This window comes from Streptomyces sp. NBC_01298, from assembly GCF_035978755.1.
In the GTDB taxonomy this organism is placed as follows: Bacteria; Actinomycetota; Actinomycetes; order Streptomycetales; family Streptomycetaceae; genus Streptomyces.
Map to the genome: position 1 here is coordinate 1,292,419 of NZ_CP108414.1, position 25,985 is coordinate 1,318,403.

The following is a 25,985-nucleotide window of genomic DNA, read 5'->3' on the forward strand; positions in this document are numbered from 1 at the left end:
GTGAAGAAGTTCTCAGTGATCGGCATAGGCGCGGGCGACCCGGACCACCTGACCCTCCAGGCGGTCAGGGCGATCGGCGCGGCGGACGCATTCCTCATCCTGGAGAAGGGCGAGGAGAAGGCGGATCTGACCGGGCTGCGGCGGGCGATGCTCGACGCGCACGCACGCCCCGGACACCGGCTGGTGGAGGGCCGCGATCCCGACCGGGACCGGACGCCCTCCGACTACACCCCCACGGTGGACGGCTGGCGCAGCGCGCGGGCCGAGCTCTTCGAGCGGTTCGTCGCGGAGGACCTGGCGGAGGGCGAGACGGGCGCGTTCCTGGTGTGGGGCGACCCCTCGCTCTACGACTCCACGCTCGCGATCCTCGACGAGGTGCTGGAGAAGGGCCGGGTCGCCTTCGAGCACGAGGTGGTGCCCGGCATCAGCAGCATCTCCTCGCTGCTGGCCCGCCACCGCACCACCCTCAACCGGGTGGGCCGCCCGGTCCAGATCACCACCGGGCGCCGGCTCGCGGAGGGCTGGCCGGACGGGGTGGACGACGTGGTGGTGATGCTGGACGCCCGGCACGCCTTCACCGCCCACCTCGACCAGGACCTGTACATCTACTGGGGTGCGTACGTCGGCACCCCCGACGAGATCCTGGTCTCGGGGAAGCTGGCGGAGGTCGCCGGCCGGATCGAGGAACTGCGCACCGAGGCCCGTGCCCGCAAGGGCTGGATCATGGACACGTACCTGCTCCGGCGCGACTGAGGCCCCGCCTCAGACCAGGTAGGCGGGCAGCACCTCGGCGAGCCGTTCGTACTCCTCGGCCCGGTTGTAGATCTGGCCGCTCACCCGGATGCCGCCGCCGCCCGGCCAGGGCCAGATGAGTACCCGGATCCGCTGCTCGGCCGCGATCCGCTCGCGCAGCGCGGCGGCGGCCGCAGGGGTTTCGGCCACCCCCGGCGGCAGGCGCAGCGTGCGCAGGGCGAGGCCTTCGGTGTACGGGAGCGGGGCGATTCCCGGGATCTCGGCGAGCAGGGCCGCGCCGTGGGCGGCCAGCGCGCTGTTGTGGGCGCGCACCTTGGCCGCGTCGAGCTCCTCCAGCAGGTCGAGCCCCTCCGGGGCGGCGAGCCAGCCGGTGTAGTCGAAGGTGGCGCGGTTCTCCACGGAGCGCGGGTAGCCGTGGTGGTCCTCCCAGGAGGGCACCGGCGGCCGGACCCGGGCACGGTGCCGCGGGGCGACGGACAGGATCGCGGTGCCGGACGGGGCGTAGGCCCATTTGTGGAGGTTGCCGAACCAGAAGTCGGCGCCCCCGCCCAGCGGGTCCGGGATCATGCCGGGCGCGTGCGCGCCGTCCACGATGGTGGTGACGCCGCGCTCGGCGAGCTCGGCGAGAAGCCGGGGCGAGGCGATGAGCCGGGCGGTGGGCGAGCTGATGTGGTCGAGCACGGCGACCCGGGTCCGCGGGGTGACCCCGGCCAGCACGGTTTCCCGTACGGCGTCCTCGTCGGGGAGGTCGGTCCCCAGGGCCACGGTGGTGAGCGGGGCGCGCCGCGCGGCGGCCGCGACGACGGTGCCGTAGCCGTGGTCGGTGACCAGGATCTCGTCGCCGGCGGCGAACTCCACGGCGTCGAGGGCCACGTTGGCGGCCTCGGTGGCGTTGGAAACGAAGGCGAGCGCGTCCGGCTCGGCGCCGAGCCGGGCGGCGATCCGGGTCCGGGCCCCGACGAGCCGGTCGGGGGCGCCGATGAAGAAGGCGTCGGGGTCCGCGTGCGCCTCGGCCCGCAGGGCGGCCTGTGCTTCCTGGACGGGGATCGGAACCGCTCCGAACGACCCGTGGTTCAGGTGGGCGATGTCATCGGAGAGCCGGAACAGCTCGCGGCCGCCCGGGAATTCGGCGGGGCGGCGTACGGACCCGGTGCGATCGGCACGGCCGGTCGGCTCGGGGCGTTCGGGCGGCTCGGGGAGCTGGGTCACGTGGGACCTCCGTGGGTGCGGCGCGGCTGTCGAGCCGATCATGCCCCGCCGCCCGCCCGGAGCGACAGACCTCTCCCCGGCCATCGCGGCCGGGGAGGGGGACCTCGGCCGCCGGGCCCTCAGGCCGCCGGCGGGCGCGCGGTCTGGCGGAGCGTGGGGCCCGCGCCCAGTTCCGCGAGCCAGGCGTCCAGGTCGGCCACGGCGGGCGGGTCCAGCAGGGCCGGGTCCACCGTGGTGCGGAGCTGGTGGGGCACCCCCGAGGCGAGCAGCAGGCGCAGGCCGCGCTCCGCGGAGGCGGCCGCGTGGCCGATGCCGGTGACCCGTTCGTAGCGGCCGGGCGGGGCCTTGACGTCGAAGCCGACCCAGTCCAGCAGGCCCGCGTCCAGCAGCCGGGCGAGGCGCCGGGGGAAGGCTCCCCCGGTGTGGAGCCCGACCTCCAGGCCGAGCGCACGGGCCTCCCGGACGGCCCGGGGCAGGCCGCGCTGGAGGAGCGGTTCCCCGCCCGAGAACACGATCCCGTCGAGCAGCCCCGTACGGCGGGCCAGGTGGCCGAGCACCTCGTCCCAGGAGACGGCGGCGGGGGTTCGGGCGGGCAGCAGGCCGGGGTTGTGGCAGTAGCCGCAGCGCCAGGGGCAGCCCTGGCAGAAGACGGTGGTGACCAGCCGGCCGGGCCAGTCGCAGGTGGACAGCCGGGACCAGCCGCCGATGCGGATGACCTCGTCCGGCTGCGCGCCGGACGCGGCCGGCACGGCGGGGCTCACACGGCCGCCTTGAAGTGGACGCGCTCGGCGTGTTCGCCCTTCTTGCCGATGTTGAAGGAGGACACCGGGCGGTGGTAGCCCATGACCCGGGTCCAGACCTCGCACACCGCCCCGCAGGTGGGGCAGTGGGGCTGCTCCCCCGCCAGGTAGCCGTGGTCCGCGCAGATGGAGAAGGTCGGGGTCACCGTCAGGTACGGGAGCCGGAAGGTCTCCAGCGCGCGCCGGACCAGTTTGCGGCAGGCCTCGGCCGTCGGGATCCGCTCGGGGGTGTACAGGTGCAGGACGGTGCCGCCCGTGCACTTGCCCTGCAGCTCGTCCTGGCGCTCCAGCGCCTCGAAGGGGTCGTCGGTCCAGCCGACGGGCAGCTGCGAGGAGTTGGTGTAGTACGGGTTGGCGTCGGTGCCGGCCTGGAGGATGCGGGGAAGCGGGCCCGGTCCTCCTTCGCGAAGCGGTACGTCGTCCCCTCGGCGGGGGTGGCCTCCAGGTTGTAGAGGTGGCCGGTGGTCTCCTGGAAGTCGACCATCCGGGCCCGGACCCGGTCCAGGAGGCGGACGGCGAGGGCGTGGCCCTCGGGCGCGGTGATGTCGTACGCGTCGCCGCTGAAGTTGCGCACCATCTCGTTGACCCCGTTGACCCCGATGGTGGAGAAGTGGTTGCGCAGGGTGCCCAAGTACCGCTTGGTGTAGGGGAAGAGGCCCCCGTCGATCAGGTCCTGGACGGTGATCCGCTTGAGTTCGAGGCTGTCCTTGGCGAGCTCGCACAGCCGGTCCACCTCGACCAGCAGCCCCGCCTCGTCGCCCGCGCAAAGGTGCCCGAGCCGGGCGCAGTTGAGGGTGACCACGCCGAGCGAACCGGTCTGTTCGGCGCTGCCGAAGAGCCCGTTGCCGCGCTTGAGGAGCTCGGTCAGGTCGAGCTGGAGGCGGCAGCACATGGAGCGGATCATGTTCGGTTCGAGCTCGGAGTTGATGAAGTTCTGGAAGTACGGGAGCCCGTACTTGGCGGTCATCGTGAAGAGCAGCTCGGCGTTCTCGCTCTCCCAGGGGAAGTCCCGGGTGATGTTGTAGGTCGGGATGGGGAAGGTGAACACCCGCCCGGTGGCGTCTCCTTCCGTCATCACCTCGATGTACGCCCGGTTGATCATGTCCATCTCGGCCTGGAGCTCGCCGTAGGTGAAGCCGGTCTCCTCCCCCGCGACCACCGGGACCTGCTCGCGCAGGTCCTCGGGGCAGGTCCAGTCGAAGGTGAGGTTGGTGAAGGGGGTCTGGGTGCCCCAGCGCGAGGGCACGTTGAGGTTGTGCACGAGCTCCTGGACGCACTGCCTGACCTGGTCGTACGTCATCGAGTCGAGGCGGACGTAGGGCGCGAGGCAGGTGTCGAAGGAGGAGAAGGCCTGGGCTCCCGCCCATTCGTTCTGCAGGGTGCCGAGGAAGTTCACGATCTGGCCCACGGCCGAGGACAGGTGCCGGGGCGGGGCGGAGTCGATCTGTCCGGGGACCCCGTTGAAGCCCTCGGTCAGCAGGGTGCGCAGGGACCAGCCGGCGCAGTAGCCGGAGAGCATGTCCAGGTCGTGGATGTGGAGGCCGCCCTCGCGGTGCGCGCGGGCCACGGCGGCGGGATAGACCTGTTCCAGCCAGTAGTTCGCCGTGACCTTGCCGGCGGCGTTGAGGATGAGGCCGCCGAGCGAATAGCCCTGGTTGGCGTTGGCGTTCACCCGCCAGTCCCGGCGGTCCAGGTATTCGGTCACGGTCTCTACGGCGTCGACGACAGCAGTCACGGCAGCCCTCCCACGAGGCTCGGCACGGAAGAATGGCGGGCTTCGAAGCCCATGCCGGCAGGGGTCGGACTCGTCCGCCGTGGCGGACTCACCGTTGCGGGGCAGTCCCGGATTCCCACCGGGTTCCCTGTTGCCTCGGTCGGGGAGAGGCCCCGCCGAACCGGCAGAGCCAACACTACATATAGATGTGATGGCAGATCACCACCACTACATATGGGGTGACGAAGGTCCCGGAGCAAGGGACTTCAGGCCCTGCGGGCTCAACTCCGACCGCTGGTGGCGGCGTAGTACTGGAGGTCCTGGACCTCTACCGTGCGGTCCACCCGGTACGGCAGCTCCACCCGGGCCCCGGCCTTGCCGTCGCGCACCACGGCCGCCGAGCCCGTGCCCGGCCCCAGGGGCAGCAGCTCGCAGTGGACACCGGCCGGAGCGGCGTGCGCGTCCCCGGCCGCTCCCACGGCCGTACGGATGCTCGCGGGCGCGGTCAGGAAGCTCAGCACCTCCACCGTGTCCCGGGCCGCGGCGCTGCCGCCCCGCAGCGACATCACCAGGGACTGGCCGCCGCTCGGGTCGGCGGCGGCGAACTGGGTGCGCGAGCTCAGGTACAGCGTGTCGCGGGCGATCTTCGGCCAGCCGCCCGTCTTGAACCGGGTGAGGTAGTACGAGGAAAGGTCCAGGTAGGCATGGCCGTTGTGCAGGGAGGGCGCGAACTGGCTGCCCTCGCTGTAGTCGTTCCAGGTGGTGAGCTGGACCCAGTCGGCCCCGTCCTCGATGGCGCGGTTCCATGTGGCGCGCAGGGTCGCGGTGTTGCCGGCCTCGTCGTAGATGCCCTGGTTGGGCCGGGCGTCCTGGACCGATACGGGCTGCATCCAGATCTTGCCCGCGCCGTGGGCGCGCCGGACGTCGCGGGTGGAGCTCTCCTGGCCGACGTAACTGCGGCTGCCCCACTCGGAGAATCCGTAGCTGATGGGCTCGAATTCACCGCTGTGCGCGCCGAAGTCGAGAAAGAGCGGAACGAAGGCGGTGCGGATGCCGTGCCGGGACTTCAGGACGTCCATGACCCGGGTCCACCAGGCGGCGCTCTTCTCCTCGGCCTTGAACGGCGAGACGACCAGCCGGCCGTCGGGCAGCCGGTGGGCCGCCGGGGCCTTGCCGAGGTCCGCGAGGAGGTCGGCGAGCACGGCCGGGTCGTCGGTGCCCAGGGAGGTCATGTCCGGCATCAGCATGACCTTGAAGGCCGGGTCCACCGAGCGGGCGGCCTCCATCAGGAGCGCGCAGCGCTCCCGGTTCTTCCCGGCCAGGGAGAGCAGGTCGAGGGTGAATCCGTCGAGGCCCGCGGCGCGGGCCGTACGGACCTCCTGCTGGAGGTTGGCGAGCTCCCAGTTCCCGGCCTTGGGCGGGACGGGCAGCGGCCGGTCGCGCAGCAGGCCCCCGTAGCGCTCGTGCTTGCCGTTCTCGCCGTCCGGCTTCAGGTAGTTGCGGGTGTAGTAGTCGGCGTCGGCGTTCGCGTTGTCGAGGGAGAGCGGGTACGGGGTGAAGTAGTGGGCGAAGACCAGCTTCTTGCCGGCGGCGCCGGAGCGCAGGGCGGCCGGCTGCGGCATGTCGAAGGGCAGCGGGCCGGACGGGCGGACTCCGTCGTCGCCACCGGACTCCGGGTCCTCGGGTTCCGGGGACGGCGCGGGCGTGCTCTGCGGGGCGGTGGCGGCCGGGCCTCCGGTGGCGGCGGGGCCGGTGGCCGTGGGCGCGGGGCCGTCGCCGGGGCCCGCGGGCAGCGTGGCGCCCGGGACCGCTCCCGGACGGCCCTGCGCTCCGGCGACCGTGCGGGTGTCCCAGGCGAGGCCCGTCGCTGCGCAGACGCCCACGAGGAGGAAGGCGGTCAGGAAGAGGCTCAGCACGGGTCTTCGGCTGCGGAAGCCCGGGCGACCGCGGAAGCCCGGGCGGCCGCGGAAGCCCGGGCGGCCGCGGAAGCCCGGACCGCCCTGGAGGCCCGCACGGCGCCTGAAGCCCGCACGGCCGCGCAAGCCCGCACGGCCGCCCAAGCCCGTACGGCCCCGCAAGCCCGCACGGCGCCGGTGCGACGCGGGTCTCGCGCCCCGCCCTGCCCGACGCCGGTCCGCACTCATCCTGGCCCTCCCCAGAGCATTCCCGCGCCGCGCCCGGACATCGGGCCGCACCGCAGCAGTACAGCGGATTCCGGGCCCCCGGACAACCGTTGCCGGAAACGGCCGCGAACGACGGGGGTCGCGCCTCTTCGTACGGGGGTGGACAAAGCCATGTGACCTGTACAACTCCGGCGATCATCGGACGCCACGGTCCTTTCAGCGGAATAGGGAATTCCACTGGCCTTTCCTGAAAAGTGGCGCATAATCGTCTTCATGCGGCTTGAAACAACCCTCTTGCCGCAGGTCACGCATGCAGGGGGGCATCGTGTCGATGAGGGATTCCAGAGGAGCCGGTACTTTCCCGGCGACCTCCGCGGAGCTGTCCCGTCTATTCACCGCCGTGCGGCGGGGCAAGGTGCTGACCGTCACCGGTCGGTTCCGTGAGCCCCGGAGCCAATTGGTGCGGGAGATCGGGCAACGGCTCTCGTCCAATTTCTACGACGGAGTGGCCGTCGTGTCCATGGACCGGCGGTTCGGGATCCGCGACCTGACCGCCGCGCTGGGCAGTCTGCCCGGCATGCCGTTCCTGCCGTACGGGACGTCGAACGCGGCGTCGTGGCTGGCGGAGCGCGACATGCTGCTCGTGCTCGACGGCTGCGAGCACCTCGCGTCCGAGACCCTGGACTGGCTGCGCGAGCTGCTCGCCGTGGCTCCCGGGCTGCGGATCCTGGCCGCCGGGCGCGACCCGCTGGCCTTCTCGCCGGATCAGGTGCACCGACTCTGAGCGGGTGCGGAAACGGGTCCGCCCCGGTCGGCGATTGCCGACCGGGGCGGACCCGTGGAAGCGGTGGACCTCAGTCCCGATGAACCTCAGTCCTGATGAATCTCAGTCCCGATGAATCTCGGTCCCGATGGACCCCGATCCCGATGAACCTCAGCCGAGGAGCGCGAGCGCCTCGTTCAGCGTCGCGGACGGCCGCATGATCGCCGAGGCCTTGGCGGCGTCGGGCTGGTAGTAGCCGCCGATCTCCGCCGGAGCGCCCTGTACGGCGATGAGCTCGCCGACGATCTTCTCCTCGGACTCGGCCAGCGTCTTGGCCAGCGGGTCGAAGGCGGCGGCCAGCTTCGGGTCCTGGGTCTGGCGCGACAGCTCCTGCGCCCAGTACAGGGCGAGGTAGAAGTGGCTGCCGCGGTTGTCGATGCCGCCCAGCTTGCGGCTCGGCGACTTGTCCTCGTTGAGGAAAGTGCCGGTCGCCCGGTCCAGGGTGTCGGCCAGCACCTGGGCGCGGGCGTTGCCGGTGGTGGTGGCCAGGTGCTCGAAGGAGACGGCCAGCGCGAGGAACTCACCGAGGGAGTCCCAGCGCAGGTAGTTCTCCTTGACGAGCTGCTGGACGTGCTTCGGGGCGGAGCCGCCGGCGCCGGTCTCGAAGAGGCCGCCGCCGTTCATCAGCGGGACGACCGACAGCATCTTGGCGCTGGTGCCCAGCTCCAGGATGGGGAAGAGGTCGGTCAGGTAGTCGCGCAGCACGTTGCCGGTCACCGAGATGGTGTCCTCGCCGCGGCGGATCCGCTCCAGGGAGTAGGCGGTGGCCTCGACCGGGGACAGGATCTTGATGGTCAGACCGTCGGTGTCGTGGTCCGCGAGGTACGTCTTGACCTTGGCGATCAGCTGCGCGTCGTGCGCGCGGCCCTCGTCCAGCCAGAAGATGGCCGGGACACCGGTGGCGCGGGCGCGGGTGACGGCGAGCTTGACCCAGTCCTGGATCGGCGCGTCCTTGGTCTGGCAGGCGCGGAAGATGTCGCCGGCGGCGACCTCCTGCTCCAGGACCGTGGCACCCGAGGCGTTGACGAGGCGGACGGTGCCCGCCGCGGCCAGCTCGAAGGTCTTGTCGTGGCTGCCGTACTCCTCGGCCTTCTGGGCCATGAGGCCGACGTTCGGCACCGAGCCCATCGTGGACGGGTCGTACGCGCCGTGCGCGCGGCAGTCGTCGATGACGACCTGGTAGACACCGGCGTAGCTGCTGTCCGGGAGGACGGCGAGCGTGTCGGCCTCGGCGCCGTCCGGGCCCCACATGTGGCCGGAGGTGCGGATCATGGCCGGCATCGAGGCGTCGACGATGACGTCCGACGGGACGTGCAGGTTGGTGATGCCCTTGTCGGAGTCCACCATCGCGAGGGCCGGGCCCTCGGCGATCTCGGCGTCGAAGGAGGCCTTGATCGCGTCGGCGTCGGGCAGCGCGCCCAGGCCGTTCAGGATGGTGCCGAGACCGTCGTTCGGGGAGAGGCCGGCGGCCGCCAGGGTCGCGCCGTAGCGGGCGAAGGTCTTCGGGAAGAAGGCGCGGACCACGTGGCCGAAGATGATCGGGTCGGAGACCTTCATCATCGTGGCCTTGAGGTGCACGGAGAACAGGACGTCCTCGGCCTTGGCGCGCTCGATCTGGTCGTTCAGGAAGGTGCGCAGCGCGTCGACGTGCAGGACGGACGCGTCCACGACCTCGCCGGCGAGGACCGGTACGGACTCGCGCAGGACGGTGACGGCGCCGTCGGCGTCGACGAACTCGATGCGGAGCGTGTCGGCCTCGGCGATCACGGCGGACTTCTCGGTGGAGCGGAAGTCGTTCTCGCCCATGGTGGCGACGTTCGTCTTCGACTCGGAGACCCAGGCACCCATGCGGTGCGGGTGCGCCTTGGCGTAGTTCTTGACCGAGGCCGGGGCGCGGCGGTCGGAGTTGCCCTCGCGCAGGACCGGGTTGACGGCGCTGCCCTTGATCTTGTCGTAACGGGCGCGGTTCTCCCGCTCCTCGTCGCTCTTCGGGTCGTCCGGGTAGTCCGGAAGCGCGTAGCCCTGGCCCTGGAGCTCGGCTACCGCGGCCTTGAGCTGCGGGATCGACGCCGAGACGTTGGGCAGCTTGATGATGTTGGCCTCGGGCGTCTTCGCCAGCTCGCCGAGCTCGGCGAGGGCGTCCGCGATCCGCTGCCCCTCTTCCAGGTACTCGGGGAAGCTGGCGATGATCCGGCCTGCCAGGGAGATGTCACGGGTCTCGACATTCACACCGGCCGTCGACGCGTACGCCTGGATCACAGGCAGGAACGAATACGTCGCGAGGGCCGGGGCCTCGTCAGTGTGCGTGTAGATGATGGTCGAGTCAGTCACCGGATGCTCCGCTCCACAGTCTGCGTCTCTCGTCTGCAACATTGCTCGACATCAAGATATCTCGTGATCGGGCCGGTCTGGACAGCCCCCCGGCGCAAGGTCGGAGGAGACGCGCGTCACGCGGGGCGCCGGGGGAGGCCCCGAACGCCGAAAACGCCGCCACCGGCTGTTTCCAGCCAGGGGCGGCGCTCGGGCGCTACGGATTCACGGACCCGCTCAGGCGTGGACGGCCTTCGGGCTCGGGCCGTACTGGTTCGGGCCGGGGGTCCCCTCGGTGGCCATGAGCACGATGGCCCAGATCCAGCCGACGAAGGGGATGATGCCGACCAGGATCCACCAACCGGACTTGCCCTGGTCGTGGAGGCGGCGCACGCCCACCCCGAGCGTGGGGAGGAAGAGGCCGAGAGCGAGCAGCGAGTACAGCAGCGGGTAGGTGCCGAGCGCGAAGTCGACGACGATGGCGACGATCAGCAGCGCCACGTAGATCAGCGTGTACATCCAGTATTCCTGGCGCCGGGCGCGACCGTTGAAGTCGACGTACCGCTTGACGACATCGGTGAAGTAGTGCATGGGTCCCCCCAGAGGACGACGTTCCGGCCCACCCGGACGGAGCAAGCCGGGGCAGAACTTATGCCCCGCTTACGTCGCGGTCAAGCCATTTGGCGAGGCACCAAAAAGGTTACTTTTCGCCGCTCGGCGGCTCAAACACACCAGTACCGGACGCAACTTGGGACCCCTTGCCCCCACGCGCTCACCGCCCGTGACGAAATGACCTGACGGAAGTCTTACGGCGGGGCGTGGGAGCCCCCGGCCCGCCCCGGCGGTCCGTAACGTCCCGGTCATGCGCGTACTCGTCACCGGCGGATCCGGGTTCATCGGCTCCCACATCGTTACCACTCTGCGCCTCCACGGCCACGACCCCCTCGTCCTGGACCTCGTCCCCCCGCCGAACGGTGGCGAGTTCGTACGGGCCGACGTCCGCGAACCCGAGGCGGTGCGCAGGGCCCTGCGCGGGGTGGACTCCGTCTGCCACCAGGCCGCGATGGTCGGCCTCGGCAAGGACTTCGCGGACGCCCCGGCGTACGTCTCCCACAACGACCTCGGCACGGCGGTGCTGCTCGCCGCCATGGCGGACGGCGGGGTCCGGGACCTGGTCCTCGCCGGCTCGATGGTGGTCTACGGGGAGGGCCGCTACGAGTGCCCCCGCCACGGGGTGGTCCGCCCGGGCCCGCGCCGCGCCGCCGACCTGGCCGCGGGCCGCTTCGAACCGCACTGCCCCACCTGCGACTCGGAGCTGGCGCCGGGGCTGGTGGCCGAGGACGCCCCGACGGATCCGCGCAACGTGTACGCGACCACGAAGCTGGCCCAGGAACACCTGGCGGCCTCCTGGGCCCGGTGCGTGGACGGCCGGGCGGTGTCGCTGCGCTACCACAACGTGTACGGCCCGGGAATGCCGCGCGACACCCCGTACGCGGGCGTGGCCTCCTTCTTCCGCTCCTCGCTGGCGCGGGGCGAGGCCCCGCAGGTGTACGAGGACGGCGGCCAGCGGCGGGACTTCGTCCACGTGACGGACGTCGCGGAGGCCAACGCCCTGGCCCTGGAGGCCTCGACACCGCCCGGCGTGTGCACCGCGTACAACGCCGGCAGCGGAACCCCGCACACGGTCGGCGAGATGGCCACCGCCCTGGCCGCGGCCCACGGTGGCCCCGCGCCCGTCGTCACCGGCGAATTCCGCCTCGGCGACGTCCGCCACATCACGGCCGACTCCCACCGCCTGCGCACGGACCTGGGCTGGCGGCCGGAGACGGACTTCGCCACGGGCATGCGGGACTTCGCCCACGCCTAGGTTCGTCCCACGGCCGCGCCCGTTCAGGCGGACGCCGGCCACATCCGGGCGGGCTCCGGCCACATCCAGCCCCGCCGGCGTTCGAGGCGCGGGGGTCCGGGGCCGGCCCCCGGCAACGGCGCCGCACCCCACCCACGGCGGGCGCCACCCTCCGGCCCCGCAGGCGTTCGAAGCGCGGGGCTGGAGGCGGCGCCCCGACCCCGGCCGGGCTCAGGCCGGCAGCGGCAGGGTCACCTCGAACCGGCACCCTCCGGGAACGTTCCGTACCGCCGCCCGCCCCGCGTGGGCCTCCACGATGCCCCGTACGATCGCCAGCCCCAGCCCCGCCCCCGCCGGAGGCGCCGGCACCGATGCCACTCCCGCCGAGGCCACTCCCGCCGACGCCACCCCCGCCGGAGGCGTCCGCGCCTGCGTGCCCCGCCAGCCCGTGTCGAAGACCCGCGGCAGGTCCTCCGCCGGGATGCCGCCGCAGCCGTCCGTCACCGAGACGACCACCGCTCCCCCGCCGTCCCGCACCGAAGCCGCGATCGCCACCGTGCCGTCCACCGGCGTGTGCCGGATCGCGTTGATCAGCAGGTTGGCCAGGACCCGGGTCATCTCCTTGCCGTCCACCTCCACCGGCACCCGGTCCACCGCTCCGCCGTCGAGCCGCACCCCGCGCTCCCGCGCCAGCGGATGCACCCCGGACAGCGCGTCTCCGACCAGGTCGTACACGGACATCCGGCTCGGGCTCAGCGCCAGTGCCCCCGCGTGGATGCGGGACAGTTCGAAGAGGTCACCGACCATGGAGTTCAGCCGGTCCACCTCGGTGCGGATCTGCCGGTGGTAGCGCGCCGGATCCTCCGCCATGCCGTCCTCCAGCGCCTCGGACATCGCCCGCAGCCCCGCCAGCGGGGTCCGCAGATCGTGCGAGATCCAGGCCACCAGCTCCCGCCGCGAGGTCTCCAGCGCCCGCTCCCGTTCCCGGGACACCGCCAGCTTCTCGCTCGTCGCCGCGAGCTCCCGCGACAGGGAGTCCAGTTCCGCCGTCGCGAGGCCCGGCGGCGCCGCGAAGCTGCCGCCGTCACCGAAGTTCCGTGCGGCCAGCGACAGGTCCCGGCTGCGGGCCACCACCCACCGCCCCAGCACCAGCGCCACGGCCAGCGAGACCACCGCCGCCATGGCAACGACCAGGGTGACGACCCCGAGGTCGTGCCGGGAGAGGAACATCGCCTGGGCCACGGCCAGCGTCCCGGCCAGCATGGCGGTGACCGTCACCGCGGCGATCACCGTCAGGGACACGGCCACCGAGCGGTGCCGCACCAGCCTGAGCACGAGCGCCCCGAGCGCCCCCGCGCACACGGCCCCGCCGAACGCGAACAGCGCGATGAGCAGTATGTCCTTCATGCCGCGGCCACCTCGCCCGGTTCGAAGCGGTAGCCGACGCCCCACACCGTCTGGATCAGCTTCGGCCTCCCCGGGTCCTCCTCGACCTTGGCGCGCAGGCGGCGTACGTGCACCGTCACCGTCGACAGGTCGCCGAAGTCCCAGCCCCACACCTCGCGCATCAGATCCTCCCGCCCGTGCGCCTGCCCGGGATGCCGCAGGAAGTGCGCCAGCAGATCGAACTCCCGCACTGTCAGCGCCAGTTCGCGGCCGTCCTTCGCCGCCCGGTGGGTGGCCGGATCGAGGGTGATCCCGGCGCCCGTGAGCCGGTCCCCTCCCCCGCCGGCCGCCGAGACGGCTTCGGCCCCGGCGGCCGCCGCGCGGCGCAGCACGGAGGCGACCCGCAGGACGAGCTCGCGCGGGCTGAAGGGTTTCGTGACGTAGTCGTCCGCGCCCAGTTCCAGTCCCGCGATCCGGTCGTCCTCGTCGCCGCGCGCGGTCAGCATGATCACGGGCACCGGACCGTCCGCGCGGAGCCTGCGGCACACCTCCAGCCCGTCCAGACCCGGCAGCATGAGGTCCAGTACGACCAGGTCCGGCCGGATCAGCGCGGCGTGGGCGAGCGCCGCCCGACCGTCGGCGACGCTCTCCACCGTGTAGCCCGCGCGCCTCAGGTAGCCGGTGACGACCTCCGCCACCGTGGGGTCGTCGTCGACGACCAGGATCCGGGCGGGCGCCTGCTCCGTACCGCCACCGCTGCCGATCCTGCCGCCGCTGCCGCTGCCGCTACCGTTCACGCCGTCACCGCTCATACCGTCCAGCCTCCCACCCCCGGGCTCCCTCCCGGACCCCGGATCGCGTCCGTGGGAGCGACGTCCGCGTTTCGTAAGGAGTGCACGGCCCTTTTACGGGCCCCCGGTTCCTACGGTGAATCCGTGAGCGAAACCGTGACGGTAGACGTCGTACTTCCCTGTCTGAACGAGGCCGAGGCCCTGCCCTGGGTGCTCGCGCGCATTCCGGACGGCTGGCGGGCCCTGGTCGTGGACAACGGTTCCACCGACGGCTCCGCCGAGCTCGCGCGGAGCCTCGGCGCGACCGTGGTCACCGAGTCCCGGCGCGGTTTCGGCGCCGCCTGCCACGCCGGACTGCTCGCCTCCGAGGCGGACGTCGTCTGCTTCTGCGACTGCGACGCCTCGATGGACCCCGGGCTGCTGACCGGCTTCGTGGCGGCCGTCGCCGCGGGCGAGGCCGATCTGGTGCTCGGCCGGCGCCGTCCGCGGGGCCGCGGCGCCTGGCCCGCGCACGCCCGGGCCGGGAACCTGGCGCTGGCCCGGCTGCTGCGCCGGCGGACCGGCCTGCGGCTGCGCGATCTGGGCCCGATGCGGGCCGCGCGACGGCAGGGCCTGCTCGGACTGGACCTGTCGGACCGGCGCTCCGGCTACCCGCTGCAGATGGTGGTCCGGGCCGCGGACGCGGGATGGCGGGTCCGGGAGGTGGACGTGCCGTACCTGCCGCGCTCGGGGAAGTCGAAGGTGACGGGCACCTGGCGGGGCACCTGGCAGGCGGTGCGCGACATGAGCCGGGTCCTGGCGCAGCCGGCCGGCGGCCCGGCCTCCGACGGTGCTGCCCCCGGCGGCACTACTCCCGACGGCACTGCTCCCGGCGGCCCGGCGGCCGGCCGGGCCGGTGCGGGCACGCCCTCCGGCGGTGCCCGATGACCACGACCACCACCCTGCTGGTGATCGCGAAGGAGCCGGTCCCGGGACGGGTCAAGACCCGGCTCACCCCGCCGTTCACCCCGGCCGAGGCGGCCGCGCTGGCCGAGGCCTCGCTCGCCGACACGCTCGCCGCCGTGGCCGCGGCCCCCGCGCGGCGCCGGGTCCTGGTCCTGGAGGGCCGGCCCGGACCGTGGCTGCCGGCCGGCTTCGAGGTGGTCCCGCAGTGCGCCGGGAGCCTGGACCTGCGGCTCGCCGCCGCTTTCGGGGCCTGCGACGGGCCCGCGCTGCTGATCGGCATGGACACCCCGCAGGTCACGCCGGAGCTGCTGGACGTCGACTGGTCGGCGTACGAGGCCTGGTTCGGGCCCGCCGTCGACGGCGGGTTCTGGGCGCTCGGACTGGCCGTCCCCGACCCGTCACTCCTGCGCGGGGTACCGATGTCGGTCCCCGAGACGGGCGCGGTCCAGTACGAACGGCTCCGCGCGGCCGGGCTGCGCACCGGGCGGCTGCCCGTCCTGCGCGACGTCGACACCGCCGGGGACGCCCGCCTGGTCGCCGCCGAGGCCCCGGCGGGGGCCTTCGCCGCCCGGCTGGCGGACTTCACCCGCCACCTCACCCGGCCGGTGCTGCGATGACCACGCTCACCTCGGGCGGCGCCCGGGCCGGGGGTCCGGTCACCGCCTGGTCGGCCGATCCGTACACGGTGGCCCTGCGCCGCGGCCGCGGGCCGCTCTACCTGCGGCGGGGCGACGGATGGCTGCTCCCGCTGGACGTGGAGCGCTGGTGCGAGGCTCCGGACGGCCCCGACCGGACGGTGCTGGACCGCTGCCGGGGCGCCGTCCTGGACATCGGCTGCGGCCCCGGCCGGCTGGTCTGCGCGCTCGCCGCCCGCGGGCACCGGGCCCTCGGCATCGACGTCAGCCCGGAGGCGGTGGCCCGGACCGCCCGCACGGGCGGCGCCGCCCTGCACCGGTCGGTCTTCGACACCCTTCCGGGCGAAGGCCGTTGGGACACGGCCCTGCTCATCGACGGGAACATCGGCATCGGCGGGGACCCCGCCGCGCTGCTGCGCCGCACGGCCGAGGTGCTCGCGGTGACGGGCTCGCTGATCGTGGAGTGCGCGCAGGCGGAGGACGGGGCCGACGTCGACGAACGCTGCGAGGTCCGGGTGGCCGACGGCCGCGGCGGCCTCGGCGCCCCGTTCCCCTGGGCCCGCGTCGGCCGGGCGGCCCTGGCCCGGCACGCGGCGGCCGCGGACTGGGCCCCGTCCGCCCACTGGACGACGGCGGGCCGGTCCTTCACCGTCCTGAAGCGGCGGGCCGGCCCTTCACCGTGCTGACCTCGGCGCGGGCGAAGACCACACGCCGAACCACTGCTCCGCGCCGAACTCCTCGAACCGCTCCACCTCGGTGAACCCCAGCTTCGCCGCGAGGCGCATCGCGCGGTCGTTGGCGGTCTGCGTGCACAGCACGACCGGCTCACCGGGAATCGCGCCGGCGACCCAGCCGAGCGCCGCGGCGCACGCCTCGGCGGCGTACCCGTGTCCCCAGGCCCCGGGGAGGAACATGTAGCCGAGTTCAGCCTCTCCGGCATCCGGCAGGAGGTGCCCCGGGCGCTCCGCGCCGCGCCGGTCGAGCGACACCGTGCCGATCATCGCTCCGTCGAGGTCGACCGCGAAGAGGCCGGGGCGCCGCCCGGGCACCTCGGGCACGGCACGCTCGAGTTCCTCGCGCGGCAGCGGACCTCCGAGGTAGGTGCGCACGTCCGGCGAGGCGAACAGTTCGATGAACGCCGTCCGGTCCCGGGCCTCGGACTCGCGGAGCACGAGCCGTTCGGTCCGTATCGGGACGGGCGGCCAGGCCACGGGTCCGAGTTCGGTCATGCGGGGCAACCTATCGAACAGCGTTGCCCCGTCGCTCCGTCAGCGCAGGCCCCCGTACGCGGCCATCACGATCTCCATGCCGCGGTCGTCCCGCCGGTGCTCCCGGTCGATCATCCGGTTCATGACGTAGGCCACGGTCATCCGGGCGTCGGGGTCGCTCACGACCAGCGATCCGCCCCAGCCGCCCCAGCCGAAGGTGTTGCCGAACTTCCCGAAGCCCGTAGTCCAGGACATCGGCGTCCCCAGCACGCGGTCCGTGCCGCCGAACACCTCCTGCCACGCGGGCTCGCACCCCCGGGGCGACAGCAGGCGCACGCCGGCGGCGGTTCCCCGGTTCGACAGCGCCGACTGGACCAGGGCGACGGAGCGGGCGTTGCCGTAGCCGTTCACCGCGGGGAGCCGCGCACGGCGCCAGGCCGGCGTGTTGACGTCCCTGACCCGGACGGCGACGCCGGTGTCCCCGCGGCGTGCGCCGTCCGGTCCGGGCGGCGCGGTGGCCGCGTACGCGTCGGTGAGCGACGGCGGCGGGATCAGTGGTGCGACGCGGTGGTCGTGCTCCGCGGGGAGCCCGATGTGGAAGTCCGCGCCCAGCGGGCCGGCGACCTCCCGCGCGAAGAACTCGCCGATGCCGAGCCCGGTGACGCGGCGGACGATCTCGCCGACGAGGAACCCGAAGGTGAGCGCGTGGTAGCCGGCGGCCGTTCCCGGTTCCCATGCGGGGGCCCGCGCGGCCAGCCCCGCCGTCACGCCCTCCCAGTCGTACAGCTCCGCTACCGCGTTCAGCCCGGGAAGGTCCGGCAGCCCCGCGGTGTGCGAGAGCACGTGCCGTACGAGCACGCCCTCCTTGCCCGCCGCGGCGAACTCGGGCCAGTGGGCGGCGACCGGCGCCGACAGGTCGAGGAGGCCCCGGTCGGCCAGGATCAGCGCGCACAGGGCCGTCATGTTCTTGGTCGTCGAGTTCACGCAGGTGAGGGTGGAGTCCTCCCACGCGACGGAGCGGTCCGCGTCGGCGTACCCGCCCCAGAGGTCGACCACCGGCTCGCCGTCGACGTAGACCGCCGCCGAGGCACCCACGTCGTCCTTGTCGAGCAGCCCCGCGAGTACCTCGTGGACCGCCCCGAACCGCGGCTCGCAATATCCCTTAATGTCGTTCATGGGCACAAGCCTCGGGCGGCGCCGGGGTCTGCCGCCCGATACTTCCCGCACCGGATCTGTCGGGCGGGCACGACACGCCACCACAGGGCGGGCACGGAAGGGCGGGCGGCGTGCTGGAGCGGCTGAACCTGGCGTTGGAGCACCTGGAGTCCCGCCTCGACCAGGAGATCGACATGGCCGAGGTGGCCCGGATCGCCGCGGTGTCGGAGTACCACTTCCGGCGGCTGTTCTCGGCGCTCGCCGGAATGCCGCTCCCGGTCTACGTGCGGCGCCGGCGGATGACCCTCGCCGGGGCCGAGGTGCTCGCCGGGGAACTGACGCTGCTCGATGTCGCGGTGCGGTACGGGTACGGCTCGGGCGAGGCGTTCGCCCGGGCGTTCCGGTCGGTGCACGGCATCGGGCCGGGCGAGGCCCGGCGCACGGGCGCGGTGCTCACGGCGCAGCCCCGCATGTCCTTCCGTGTCGTCGTCGAGGGAAGCACGGCCATGCGGTACCGGATCGTGGAGAAGGGCCCGTTCCGGGTCCTCGGCCGCAAGGCCCGGGTCCCCCTCGTGCACGACGGGCCCAACGCGGCCGCCACGGCCCACGTGGAGAGCCTGGACGAGCGGACGGTCCTGCGGATGAAGGAACTGCCCGCCCTGGAGCCGGAAGGGGTCCTTTCGGCGGTGGTGCACCTGACCGACAGCCGGGACGAGGGCGCCGAGGTGGACTACTGGGTCGGGGTGGTGACCGGCCCGGGGACGCCCGCCGGGGAACTCGACGCACTCGATGCCCCGGACACCGTCGATGCCCCCGACACCCTCGACGCCCTCGACGTACCGGCCGGGACCTGGGCCGTCTTCGACAACCGAGGGCCCTATCCGAGCTCCCTCCAGGAGCTGTGGCGCGACGTGTTCACCCAGTGGTTCCCCTCGAACCCGTACACGAGCCGCCCGGGGCCTGAGCTCCTCCTGACGCGGCCGGTGGCGATCGGCGCGGAGACCGGCTCCCAGCTGTGGATCCCGGTCGAGCGGGGCGGCGCCTGACGACGCGCCGGCCGCCGTCACCCCGCCCGCCCGACACCTTACGAAACGCGGACGCCGGGCCGGGTCGCCCGCCCGGCGGCGCCCCGCGCTGCCAGGCTGGCCGTATGGACCACCCCCGCGCCCGGACCCTCCTCACCCTGCTGCTGCTCGCCGCGCTGACCGCCGTTCTCGTGCCCGCCGTCCGCGAGGAGGGCTACTTCGCCGACCCCGCGCGGCTCACCTGGTGGTACGCGGCCGCCTGGACGCTGTTCGGCGCGGCCGCCTGGTCGCTGCGGCGGGTCCCGGAGCGGTACGTGGTCCCCCTCGTGCTGGCGGGCGCGCTGGCCGTCTGCGCGGCGGGGCTCTCCGGGCCGCCGCTGACCAGCACCGATTCCTTCCGCTACGCCTGGGACGGGCGGGTGCAGGCCGCCGGGATCTCCCCGTACGACCACGCCCCCGGCGATCCGGCGCTGCGCGCCCTGCGCGACGACTGGCTGTTCCCGCGCGGCGCGGCCGCCTGCGCCGGGCCCGACCGGGTGGCCATCGAGCCGGGGGTGTGCACCCGCATCAACCGGCCCACCGTCCACACCGTCTACCCGCCCGTCGCGGAGGGGTACTTCGGGCTGGTGCACGCCCTGTCCCCGCCGGGCGTGCGGCACAAGGCCCTGCAGACCGGCGGGGCCCTGCTGGCGCTCGCCGTGACCGGGGCGCTGCTGCTGATCCAGCGCCGCCGGGGCGCGCGGCCGCGTACCGCCGCGTACTGGGCCTGGTGTCCGGCGGTGGCGGTGGAGGCGGTGAACAACGCGCACGTGGACGTGCTCGCGGTCCTGCTGTCGGTGGCGGCGCTGGGGGTGGTGGTGCGCCGACGCGCCCTCGGCGGCGCCCTGTTCGGGCTGGCGATCGCGGCGAAGCTGTTGCCGGCCGTACTGCTGCCCGGCGCGCTGGCCGGCGTACGGCGGTGGCGGGACGCTGCGGCGCTGCTGCTGCCGGCGGCCGCGGCCGTGGGCCTGACCTATCTGCCGTACGTGCTGCTCTCGCGCGCGTCGGTCTTCGGCTACCTGGGCGGCTACGCCGAGGAGGAGGGGTACGAGGACCCGGGCGCGGGCGGCCGCTACGCGCTGCTGCGCCTCGTGCTCCCGGACTCCTGGTCGGTGCCCGCGGTCGCGGTCGGGATGCTGGCGGTGTCGGCGTACGTCTGGCGGCGCGGGGATCCCGAACAGCCTTGGAGCGCGGCGCTGTTGGTGACGGGCACGGCGTTCCTACTGATGACCCCGGGGTACTCCTGGTACGCGCTGCTGCTGATCGCGCTGGTGGCGCTGGACGGCCGCGCGGAGTGGCTGGGGGTGGCGGTCGCGGGGGCGGCGGCGTACGTCTCGGTGCGCGCGCTGGGCGGGGCGACCATCCCGGTGGCGTACGGACTGGCGGGCGCGGCCGTGCTGGTGGGGTGGGCGCTGCGGCGGCGGGCGGCGGCCCGGGGAGGGAGGGGCGTTCGCCCCGGACCGCCGCCTCACGCTCCGCGGAGCGGTCAGCCGATGTGGAACGGGTCCCCGTAGACCTTCCAGTCCAGGGGGGTGTTGAGGTTGAGGTTGCCCTTCTTGAGCCACACCCGCTGGGCCGTGTCGACACGGCTGGTGTCGCTGTGCGCCTCCTCCTGCTTCATCGCCCAGACCCGGGCGTCGAGGAAGGCGTTCAGCCAGGTGGTCTCGTTGCCGCCCTGGGCCGGGGGCTTGGCCTTGGTGAGGGCGCGCTTGCGGATGTTGCGGAAGCTGGTGGAGTCGGTGCCGTCACCGTGCATGACGATGGCGTCGTAGTAGGTGAACTGCCCGAGGACGCCGACTCCGTCGGCCTTGCCCTGCTTCACGGCCGGGTTGAAGTAGACCCGGTCGCGCTCGTGGTCCTGGGCCTTCTTGAAGTCGGAATCGGAGGCCGCCTTCACCCAGTCCTTGGTGAAGTTGGGGTCGAGCCCGGAGTGCGAGTCGCTGCCGTCCACCTTCCGCAGGGCGGGGAGGTACTTGGCGAGCACGTTGCCCGGCTTGATCTGCGTGTAGTACTCGACGAGTTCGAGCATGTCGTGGGTGCCGGAACAGAATCCGATGATGCCCGCCGTGTAGCCGCGGCCGTCGTCTATGTCCTCGATGTACTTGTACTGCGCCTTCCAGTTCAGCGAGGAGTTCTCGGCGCTGGAGACGATCTGCATGGCGATGTCCTTCTTCACCGGGTCGTCGAGTCCGACGGCGGCGGCGGCCGACACCTCCGCGGAAGCCGGCGCCGCGGTGGGGGCGGCGGCGGTCGCGTGGGCGGTGACGGGCACGGCGAGAAGGGCGGCGCCGAGCAGGGTACTTACGGTCAGTCGCTTGCGGTGGGGGGTGAACACAGTGCCTCCATAAGGGAGTTGTTGCTCTGGCGACTTCGTTAGGAAACTTTACTACCAGAAGTCCTGCCACCTCAAGGCCCCGGACGGCACGGGCACGGGCACGGGCGTTACGGGCACCGGAGTTACGCGCACGGGCCGGCGGCGCTTCGTCGCCAACGCCTCCCACGAGCTGAAGACCCCCCTGGCCGTCCAGCGCGCCACCCTCCAGGTCGGCCCTGCACATCGAATGCGCCGCCGCCGCGCCGTGGTTCGTTCCCGGCAACCCGTCCTGCGGAGGCACCTGCTGACCAACCTGATCCGCGACGCCGTCTGGTACAACCACCCCGGTGGCCACGCACGCGTAGGGCTCGACGGATCCGCCCTGACGGTGACCAACACCCGGCCCCCGCATCCCCGCCCACCGCGTCCCCGGCCTCTTCGAGCCCTTCCGGCGCCTCGACGCGGACCGCACCACCACGCCCGGCAACGGCCTGGGACTCTCCATCGCCGCCTCCGTCACCCAAGCCCACCACGCCGCCCTGGCGGCGCGGGCCCGACAAGATCCGAAAGAGACGGCCTGGCCCGGACGGCGGGCTCGCCCTCACCCTGCGCTTCCGGCCGGGGCGGCCGTAGGCCGGGGGCGGGAGCGTCGTCGGGACTCGGCTCAGCCTTCCGTGGGGGCGACCGGGTGCGCCGCCAGGCGGGCCCGCAGGCCCCGCTTCACTTCCGGCCACTCCGGGCGCGTGATGCTGTAGACCGCCGTATCGCGGATCCAGCCGTCCCGCATGACCATGTGGTGCCGCAGTACGCCCTCGTGCTGCGCACCGATCCGGGTGATCGCCGCCCGCGACTTCGCGTTCCGCACGTCCGTGAGCAGCTCGACCCGGTTCATCCCCATCGTCTCGAAGGCGTGCGTCAGCATCAGCAGCTTCGCCTCGGTGTTCGCACCGCTCCGCTGCCGGGACGCCGCCAGGAAGGTCCAGCCGATCTCCAGTCGCCGGTTCGCGGTGTTGATGACCATCAGCCGGGTGGACCCGATGACCCGCCCCGTCGCCGCGTCCACCGTGGCGTACGGGATCTGGTGGCCCTGCGCCCGCGCCTCGACGGCGTCCTCGATGAAGCCCCGCACATCGTCGGGGTGCGGGACGATCGTCACCGCGAGCTCCCAGAGACTGCCGTCGCGGACCGCCTCGCACAGCCCGTCGTGGTGCCGCGGCTCCAGCGGCTCCAACCGCACCCGTTCCCCGGCCAGTTCCGCCGTCGCCCCCGCGCCCGCCGCTGCCTGCCGCATGCCTGACCTGCCCGTTCCTCGTGTCCGCGCGCCAACACGGGGACCCTACCGGGCACTACGGGCCATCCTCCCGGGGTTTTCCGGCGCTCCGGCGCTCCGGCTCCGGCCCTCCGGCCGGTCAGAGCCAGCCGTTGCGCCGGAAACCCCGGTGGATGACGAAGCACGCGACGGCCATCACGCCGAGCACGAGGGGATATCCGTAGGTCCAGTGCAGTTCCGGCATGTGCTCGAAGTTCATGCCGTAGACCCCGCAGACCATCGTGGGGACGGCGACGATGGCCGCCCATGCGGTGATCTTGCGCATGTCCTCGTTCTGGGCGACGGTCACCTGCGCGAGATGGGCCTGGAGTATCGAGTCGAGGAGGGTGTCGTACGCACTGATCTGGTCGGTGGCACGGGTCAGATGGTCGGCGACGTCCCGGAAGTAGGTGCGCATCTCCGGTGGGATGACCGCGATCGGCTGGGTGCTCAGCTGCGCGAGCGGACGGGCCAGCGGGGCCACCGCCCTGCGCAGTTCCAGCAGTTCCCGCTTGAGCTGGTAGATCCGCCCGGCGTCCCCGCGGCCGCCGTGCTCGCTGAAGACCATGGTCTCGACGTCGTCTATGTCGTTCTGCACCGCGTCCGTGACGGCCACGTACTCGTCGACCACGTGGTCGGCCAGTGCGTGCAGGACGGAGACCGGCCCCTTGGCCAGCTGCTCGGGGAGCGTTTCCAGCTCCTCGCGGACCGACCCGAGGGTGCCGCGCCCGCCGTGCCGGATGGTGATGACGAAGTCGCTGCCGGCGAAGGCCATGAGTTCGCCGGTCTCCACCACCTCGCTGGTCGCGGTCAGTTCCTCGTGCTCCACGTAGCGCACGGTCTTGAACACGGCGAAGAGGGTCTCGTCGTAGCGCTCGATCTTGGGCCGCTGGTGGGCCCGGACCGCGTCACCGACGGCGAGCGGGTGCAGGCCGAGCAGCTCGGCGAGCCCGGCGAACTCCTCCTGCGAGGGCTCGTGCAGGCCGACCCAGACGAAGCCCTCGCCCGTCTTGCGGACGCGGCGCAGCGCCTCGCCGACATCGGCGTGGCCGTGACCGTCCTGGCGCACGCCGTCCCGGTACACGATGCAGTTGACGACGGCGCTGCCGAGCGGGGAGCGGGCCGGGTGACTGAGGTCGACGGCCCGCCGGTAGCTGCGGCGCACGGCTCGGCGCAGGGTGCTGAACATGGACAACGGACGTACTCCCCTTCGGCGGATCAGCCGCCAGTGTGCCACCGGCACGCGGACCGCCCTACCAGCCCACCCGACCGACCGACCCGACCGGCCCGGCCGACCAGCCCGACCGACCGACCGGCCCGACCAGCCCGGCCGACCACCACGGCCGGCCTCACCGGCCGGCCCTCAGGCCCGGTCGATGAAGACGCTCGTGGACTTCACCCGCGCGGTCGCCCGCGCCCCGACCTCCAGGCCGAGTTCCTCCACGGCCTCCCGGGTCAGCAGCGACACGACGCGGTGCGGTCCGGCCTGGATCTCCACCTGTGCGTCTACCGTGCCCAGTTTCACGCCCGTCACGATGCCGGGGAAGGCGTTGCGCGCCGAGGTGTACGGGGTCCCCTCGTCGTCGCCGCCCTCCTGCGCGATCTCCACGCAGAACGCGGCGAGGTCCGGCCCGTCGACCATCCGCCGGGTGCCGTCCCGACGCGTCGGGAACCGTTCCGCGTCGGCCCATCGCCGGGCCGTGTCTACGCTGACGCCGAGCAGCCGCGCCGCCTGGCCGATGGTGTAGGACTCCATGCCCGCAGCCTAAGCCCTCCCCCGACCGGTCCTCGCAGGCCACAGGGCAGAGGGCAGAGGGCACAGGGCAGAGGCCACAGGGCAGAGGGCAGAGGGCAAGCGTCCGAAGGAGACGGCCCCGAAGGGACGGCCTAGTCGAGCGCCGCCGCGGCCGCCCGTGCCACCGCCTCCGCGACCATCGACAGCGCGGGCGAGTCCAGCTTCCACTGCTGCCAGTAGAGCGGGACGTCCAGGCTCCGCCCGGGCGCGATCACCACCAGCCGGCCCGCCTCCAGCAACGGGTCGGCCTGCACCATCGGCAGCATCGCCCAGCCCAGCCCGGCGGCCGCCGCGTCGCAGAACCCCTCCGACGTCGGCACGGAGTGGCGTACCGCGGACGCCGTGGCCGCCGCGTCCCCCGTCAGCAGCCGCACGAACTCGTCCTGGAGCAGGTCGAGCCGGTCGTACACGACGACCGGCGCCTCCCTCAGGTCCCGCTCCACCGCGCCCCGCAGATGCCGCGCCGCGAACTCCGGGCTCGCCACCGCCAGGTAGCGCACGAGCCCCAGCCTGCGCACCGTGCACCCCGCCACGGGCACCGGCTGCGAGGTGACCGCCGCCATCACGCGTCCGTCCCGGAGCAGTTCGGTCGCGTGCGCCTCGTCCTCCCGGTGCAGTTCGAAGCAGACCGGCGGATCCTGCGGCACTCCCGTCAGCGCGGGCAGGAACCAGGTGGCCAGCGAGTCGGCGTTGACCGCGATCGGCAGCCGCACCGGCCCCAGGCCCTCGGCCATGCCGAGCTCGGCCCGCGCGTCGCGCTCCAGCCGGACGAGCTGCCGCGCGAAGCGGACGAGGACCTCCCCCGACTCGGTCGCCCGCACGGGCTTGGTCCGCATCAGCAGCACCCGCCCGGTCCGCTGCTCCAATGCCTTGACGCGCTGACTGACGGCGGAGGGGGTCACGTGCAGGGCGGCGGCCGCCGCGTCGAAGGTGCCCTCGTCGATCACCGCGAGCAGGGTCCGTACCTGGTCGACAGGCAGCTCATCCATCACAGCGGCTAATGGTAGGTAAGAATCTTTAGCTGTACTCCTCGCCGCGCCGCCGCCTACGGTCGAAGACATGAACCACGGCATCATCCCGGCGGCCCTCGCGGGCTTCGGCACCGGGCTTTCCCTCATCGTCGCCATCGGCGCCCAGAACGCCTTCGTCCTGCGCCAGGGCGTCCGCCGCCAGTCGGTCTTCGCCGTGGTCGCCATCTGCGCCCTCTCGGACGCGGCCCTGATCGCCCTCGGAGTGGCCGGCGTCGGCGCGTTCGTCACCGCCTGGCCGCCGGCCCTCACCCTCGTCGGGCTCGTCGGCGGCGCCTTCCTGATCGGCTACGGAGCCCTGGCCGCCCGCCGGGTGCTGCGCCCCGGCCCGGGCGCCCTCGACGGGGTCCCGGGGCCCGGCTCCGGCCCCGCCGCCACCTCCGCCGCCACCCGGCGCGCCGTGCTGACCTGCCTGGCCATGACCTGGCTCAACCCGCACGTCTACCTCGACACCGTGCTGCTGCTCGGCTCCCTGGCCGCCGGCCGCGGCGACCTGCGCTGGGCCTTCGGCGCCGGGGCCGTCCTGGCGAGCCTCACCTGGTTCGGCGCGCTGGGCTACGGCGCCCGGCTGCTCAGCGGCCCGCTCGGCCGGCCCTCGGCCTGGCGGGCCCTGGACGGACTCGTCGCGGCCACCATGGTCACGATGGGCGGCCTGCTCCTCGCCCGGGCCTGAACCCTTCCGCGCCTGACCCCTTCCGCGCCGGGCGCCCGCCGGCTCGGGCGCCGGCATCTGCCGCCGTCCCCCGAGGTCCACCCCATGGACACTCCTCGAGTGGG

Annotated in this window: 25 protein-coding genes, 1 pseudogene and 1 riboswitch; of the genes and pseudogenes, 10 read left to right on the forward strand and 16 right to left on the reverse strand. The window is 73.2% G+C overall.

Annotated features, from left to right (window positions below):
• A complete protein-coding gene (cobF, locus tag OG730_RS05920) occupies positions 1 to 753 on the forward strand; it encodes a precorrin-6A synthase (deacetylating) (RefSeq protein ID WP_327303193.1) in 753 nt (250 codons plus the stop codon).
• 9 nt (positions 754 to 762) lie between these two features.
• Here cobF and OG730_RS05925 read toward each other — a convergent pair whose 3' ends face one another.
• The 5 genes and pseudogenes from OG730_RS05925 to OG730_RS05945 all read right to left on the reverse strand — a co-directional run bounded on the left by OG730_RS05925 (position 763) and on the right by OG730_RS05945 (position 6,392).
• The gene (locus tag OG730_RS05925; protein ID WP_327303194.1) at positions 763 to 1,962 is read right to left on the reverse strand and encodes an aminotransferase class V-fold PLP-dependent enzyme; all 1,200 of its coding nucleotides are present in this window, start codon (positions 1,960 to 1,962) and stop codon (positions 763 to 765) included.
• A gap of 119 nt (positions 1,963 to 2,081) precedes the next feature.
• On the reverse strand, positions 2,082 to 2,723 hold the full coding sequence (locus tag OG730_RS05930; protein WP_327303195.1) for an anaerobic ribonucleoside-triphosphate reductase activating protein: 642 nt from the start codon (positions 2,721 to 2,723) through the stop codon (positions 2,082 to 2,084).
• Entirely contained in the window at positions 2,720 to 3,139 is a 420-nt protein-coding gene (nrdD, locus tag OG730_RS05935) for an anaerobic ribonucleoside-triphosphate reductase (protein WP_327309160.1), read from the reverse strand. The genes OG730_RS05930 and nrdD overlap by 4 nt, the downstream gene beginning before the upstream one ends.
• A gap of 11 nt (positions 3,140 to 3,150) precedes the next feature.
• Positions 3,151 to 4,497: pseudogene (locus OG730_RS05940) on the reverse strand (ribonucleoside triphosphate reductase); the annotation flags it as partial.
• A 39-nt stretch (positions 4,498 to 4,536) separates the two neighbouring features.
• Positions 4,537 to 4,677: riboswitch (cobalamin riboswitch) on the reverse strand.
• A gap of 80 nt (positions 4,678 to 4,757) precedes the next feature.
• Positions 4,758 to 6,392, reverse strand: a complete 1,635-nt coding sequence (locus tag OG730_RS05945; RefSeq protein WP_327303196.1) for a glycoside hydrolase family 71 protein — start codon at positions 6,390 to 6,392, stop codon at positions 4,758 to 4,760.
• 538 nt (positions 6,393 to 6,930) lie between these two features.
• Here OG730_RS05945 and OG730_RS05950 point away from each other — a divergent pair.
• Complete coding sequence (locus OG730_RS05950; protein ID WP_327303197.1) at positions 6,931 to 7,383, forward strand: hypothetical protein; 453 nt, start codon at positions 6,931 to 6,933, stop codon at positions 7,381 to 7,383.
• Between the two features lie 150 nt (positions 7,384 to 7,533).
• On the opposite strand, the gene OG730_RS05955 is transcribed toward OG730_RS05950, so the two are convergent.
• Both OG730_RS05955 and OG730_RS05960 read right to left on the reverse strand, forming a co-directional pair.
• On the reverse strand, positions 7,534 to 9,753 hold the full coding sequence (locus OG730_RS05955) for an NADP-dependent isocitrate dehydrogenase (RefSeq protein WP_327303198.1): 2,220 nt from the start codon (positions 9,751 to 9,753) through the stop codon (positions 7,534 to 7,536).
• 216 nt (positions 9,754 to 9,969) lie between these two features.
• Complete coding sequence (locus OG730_RS05960; protein WP_327303199.1) at positions 9,970 to 10,323, reverse strand: DUF805 domain-containing protein; 354 nt, start codon at positions 10,321 to 10,323, stop codon at positions 9,970 to 9,972.
• Positions 10,324 to 10,594: 271 nt separating this feature from the next.
• Here OG730_RS05960 and OG730_RS05965 point away from each other — a divergent pair, with 271 nt between their 5' ends.
• On the forward strand, positions 10,595 to 11,599 hold the full coding sequence (locus OG730_RS05965; protein ID WP_327303200.1) for an NAD-dependent epimerase/dehydratase family protein: 1,005 nt from the start codon (positions 10,595 to 10,597) through the stop codon (positions 11,597 to 11,599).
• Positions 11,600 to 11,809: 210 nt separating this feature from the next.
• Here the strand turns inward: OG730_RS05965 and OG730_RS05970 are convergent, their stop codons facing one another.
• Positions 11,810 to 12,985 (reverse strand): sensor histidine kinase, encoded by a 1,176-nt coding sequence (locus OG730_RS05970; RefSeq protein ID WP_327303201.1) that lies wholly within the window; start codon positions 12,983 to 12,985, stop codon positions 11,810 to 11,812.
• Positions 12,982 to 13,689, reverse strand: coding sequence for a response regulator (locus tag OG730_RS05975; RefSeq protein ID WP_327309161.1), 708 nt, complete (start codon positions 13,687 to 13,689; stop codon positions 12,982 to 12,984). Before OG730_RS05975 ends, OG730_RS05970 begins: the two co-directional genes overlap by 4 nt.
• A 210-nt stretch (positions 13,690 to 13,899) precedes the next feature.
• Here OG730_RS05975 and OG730_RS05980 point away from each other — a divergent pair, with 210 nt between their 5' ends.
• The 3 genes from OG730_RS05980 to OG730_RS05990 are packed head-to-tail and all read left to right on the forward strand — an operon-like array spanning position 13,900 to position 16,021.
• Positions 13,900 to 14,682 carry a glycosyltransferase family 2 protein gene (locus OG730_RS05980; protein WP_327303202.1) on the forward strand — a complete coding sequence of 261 codons (783 nt, stop codon included), beginning with the start codon at positions 13,900 to 13,902 and terminating at the stop codon, positions 14,680 to 14,682.
• On the forward strand, positions 14,679 to 15,317 hold the full coding sequence (locus tag OG730_RS05985; protein ID WP_327303203.1) for a TIGR04282 family arsenosugar biosynthesis glycosyltransferase: 639 nt from the start codon (positions 14,679 to 14,681) through the stop codon (positions 15,315 to 15,317). Before OG730_RS05980 ends, OG730_RS05985 begins: the two co-directional genes overlap by 4 nt.
• Positions 15,314 to 16,021: a class I SAM-dependent methyltransferase gene (locus OG730_RS05990; RefSeq protein WP_327303204.1), complete on the forward strand. Its 708-nt coding sequence runs from the start codon at positions 15,314 to 15,316 to the stop codon at positions 16,019 to 16,021. Before OG730_RS05985 ends, OG730_RS05990 begins: the two co-directional genes overlap by 4 nt.
• Here OG730_RS05990 and OG730_RS05995 read toward each other — a convergent pair.
• Positions 16,010 to 16,564 (reverse strand): GNAT family N-acetyltransferase, encoded by a 555-nt coding sequence (locus tag OG730_RS05995; RefSeq protein WP_327303205.1) that lies wholly within the window; start codon positions 16,562 to 16,564, stop codon positions 16,010 to 16,012. The genes OG730_RS05990 and OG730_RS05995 overlap by 12 nt on opposite strands.
• Before the next feature lie 39 nt (positions 16,565 to 16,603).
• Positions 16,604 to 17,719 (reverse strand): serine hydrolase domain-containing protein, encoded by a 1,116-nt coding sequence (locus tag OG730_RS06000; protein ID WP_327303206.1) that lies wholly within the window; start codon positions 17,717 to 17,719, stop codon positions 16,604 to 16,606.
• A gap of 110 nt (positions 17,720 to 17,829) precedes the next feature.
• On the opposite strand from OG730_RS06000, the gene OG730_RS06005 reads away from it, so the two are divergent.
• A complete protein-coding gene (locus tag OG730_RS06005; RefSeq protein ID WP_327303207.1) occupies positions 17,830 to 18,744 on the forward strand; it encodes an AraC family transcriptional regulator in 915 nt (304 codons plus the stop codon).
• A gap of 104 nt (positions 18,745 to 18,848) precedes the next feature.
• On the forward strand, positions 18,849 to 20,276 hold the full coding sequence (locus OG730_RS06010) for a glycosyltransferase 87 family protein (RefSeq protein ID WP_327303208.1): 1,428 nt from the start codon (positions 18,849 to 18,851) through the stop codon (positions 20,274 to 20,276).
• Here OG730_RS06010 and OG730_RS06015 read toward each other — a convergent pair.
• Entirely contained in the window at positions 20,249 to 21,097 is an 849-nt protein-coding gene (locus tag OG730_RS06015) for a chitosanase (RefSeq protein ID WP_327303209.1), read from the reverse strand. The two genes, OG730_RS06010 and OG730_RS06015, sit on opposite strands and share 28 nt — an antisense overlap.
• A gap of 389 nt (positions 21,098 to 21,486) precedes the next feature.
• Here OG730_RS06015 and OG730_RS06020 point away from each other — a divergent pair, with 389 nt between their 5' ends.
• Positions 21,487 to 21,831, forward strand: coding sequence for an ATP-binding protein (locus tag OG730_RS06020; RefSeq protein WP_327309162.1), 345 nt, complete (start codon positions 21,487 to 21,489; stop codon positions 21,829 to 21,831).
• Here OG730_RS06020 and OG730_RS06025 read toward each other — a convergent pair.
• From OG730_RS06025 to OG730_RS06040, 4 genes are all read right to left on the reverse strand, one after another.
• Positions 21,741 to 22,367 (reverse strand): GNAT family N-acetyltransferase, encoded by a 627-nt coding sequence (locus tag OG730_RS06025; protein WP_327303210.1) that lies wholly within the window; start codon positions 22,365 to 22,367, stop codon positions 21,741 to 21,743. The genes OG730_RS06020 and OG730_RS06025 overlap by 91 nt on opposite strands.
• Positions 22,368 to 22,485: 118 nt before the next feature.
• Entirely contained in the window at positions 22,486 to 23,574 is a 1,089-nt protein-coding gene (gene corA, locus OG730_RS06030) for a magnesium/cobalt transporter CorA (RefSeq protein ID WP_327309163.1), read from the reverse strand.
• A gap of 174 nt (positions 23,575 to 23,748) precedes the next feature.
• Positions 23,749 to 24,141, reverse strand: coding sequence for a TOBE domain-containing protein (locus OG730_RS06035; protein WP_327303211.1), 393 nt, complete (start codon positions 24,139 to 24,141; stop codon positions 23,749 to 23,751).
• Between the two features lie 131 nt (positions 24,142 to 24,272).
• Positions 24,273 to 25,169 (reverse strand): LysR family transcriptional regulator ArgP, encoded by an 897-nt coding sequence (locus tag OG730_RS06040; RefSeq protein WP_327303212.1) that lies wholly within the window; start codon positions 25,167 to 25,169, stop codon positions 24,273 to 24,275.
• A 70-nt stretch (positions 25,170 to 25,239) separates the two neighbouring features.
• Here OG730_RS06040 and OG730_RS06045 point away from each other — a divergent pair, with 70 nt between their 5' ends.
• On the forward strand, positions 25,240 to 25,881 hold the full coding sequence (locus tag OG730_RS06045) for a LysE/ArgO family amino acid transporter (RefSeq protein ID WP_327303213.1): 642 nt from the start codon (positions 25,240 to 25,242) through the stop codon (positions 25,879 to 25,881).
• Positions 25,882 to 25,985 lie beyond the last annotated feature (104 nt).

Excerpts from the sequence above, each read along its gene's own strand:
- OG730_RS05950 (WP_327303197.1), top strand. The coding sequence starts at position 6,931 with ATGAGGGATTCCAGAGGAGCCGGTACTTTCCCGGCGACCTCCGCGGAG.
- OG730_RS05960 (WP_327303199.1), bottom strand. The coding sequence starts at position 10,323 with ATGCACTACTTCACCGATGTCGTCAAGCGGTACGTCGACTTCAACGGT.
- OG730_RS05965 (WP_327303200.1), top strand. The coding sequence starts at position 10,595 with ATGCGCGTACTCGTCACCGGCGGATCCGGGTTCATCGGCTCCCACATC.
- OG730_RS05970 (WP_327303201.1), bottom strand. The coding sequence starts at position 12,985 with ATGAAGGACATACTGCTCATCGCGCTGTTCGCGTTCGGCGGGGCCGTG.
- OG730_RS05985 (WP_327303203.1), top strand. The coding sequence starts at position 14,679 with ATGACCACGACCACCACCCTGCTGGTGATCGCGAAGGAGCCGGTCCCG.
- OG730_RS05990 (WP_327303204.1), top strand. The coding sequence starts at position 15,314 with ATGACCACGCTCACCTCGGGCGGCGCCCGGGCCGGGGGTCCGGTCACC.
- OG730_RS05995 (WP_327303205.1), bottom strand. The coding sequence starts at position 16,564 with ATGACCGAACTCGGACCCGTGGCCTGGCCGCCCGTCCCGATACGGACC.
- OG730_RS06000 (WP_327303206.1), bottom strand. The coding sequence starts at position 17,719 with ATGAACGACATTAAGGGATATTGCGAGCCGCGGTTCGGGGCGGTCCAC.
- OG730_RS06010 (WP_327303208.1), top strand. The coding sequence starts at position 18,849 with ATGGACCACCCCCGCGCCCGGACCCTCCTCACCCTGCTGCTGCTCGCC.
- OG730_RS06025 (WP_327303210.1), bottom strand. The coding sequence starts at position 22,367 with ATGCGGCAGGCAGCGGCGGGCGCGGGGGCGACGGCGGAACTGGCCGGG.
- corA (WP_327309163.1), bottom strand. The coding sequence starts at position 23,574 with ATGTTCAGCACCCTGCGCCGAGCCGTGCGCCGCAGCTACCGGCGGGCC.
- OG730_RS06035 (WP_327303211.1), bottom strand. The coding sequence starts at position 24,141 with ATGGAGTCCTACACCATCGGCCAGGCGGCGCGGCTGCTCGGCGTCAGC.
- OG730_RS06040 (WP_327303212.1), bottom strand. The coding sequence starts at position 25,169 with ATGGATGAGCTGCCTGTCGACCAGGTACGGACCCTGCTCGCGGTGATC.
- OG730_RS06045 (WP_327303213.1), top strand. The coding sequence starts at position 25,240 with ATGAACCACGGCATCATCCCGGCGGCCCTCGCGGGCTTCGGCACCGGG.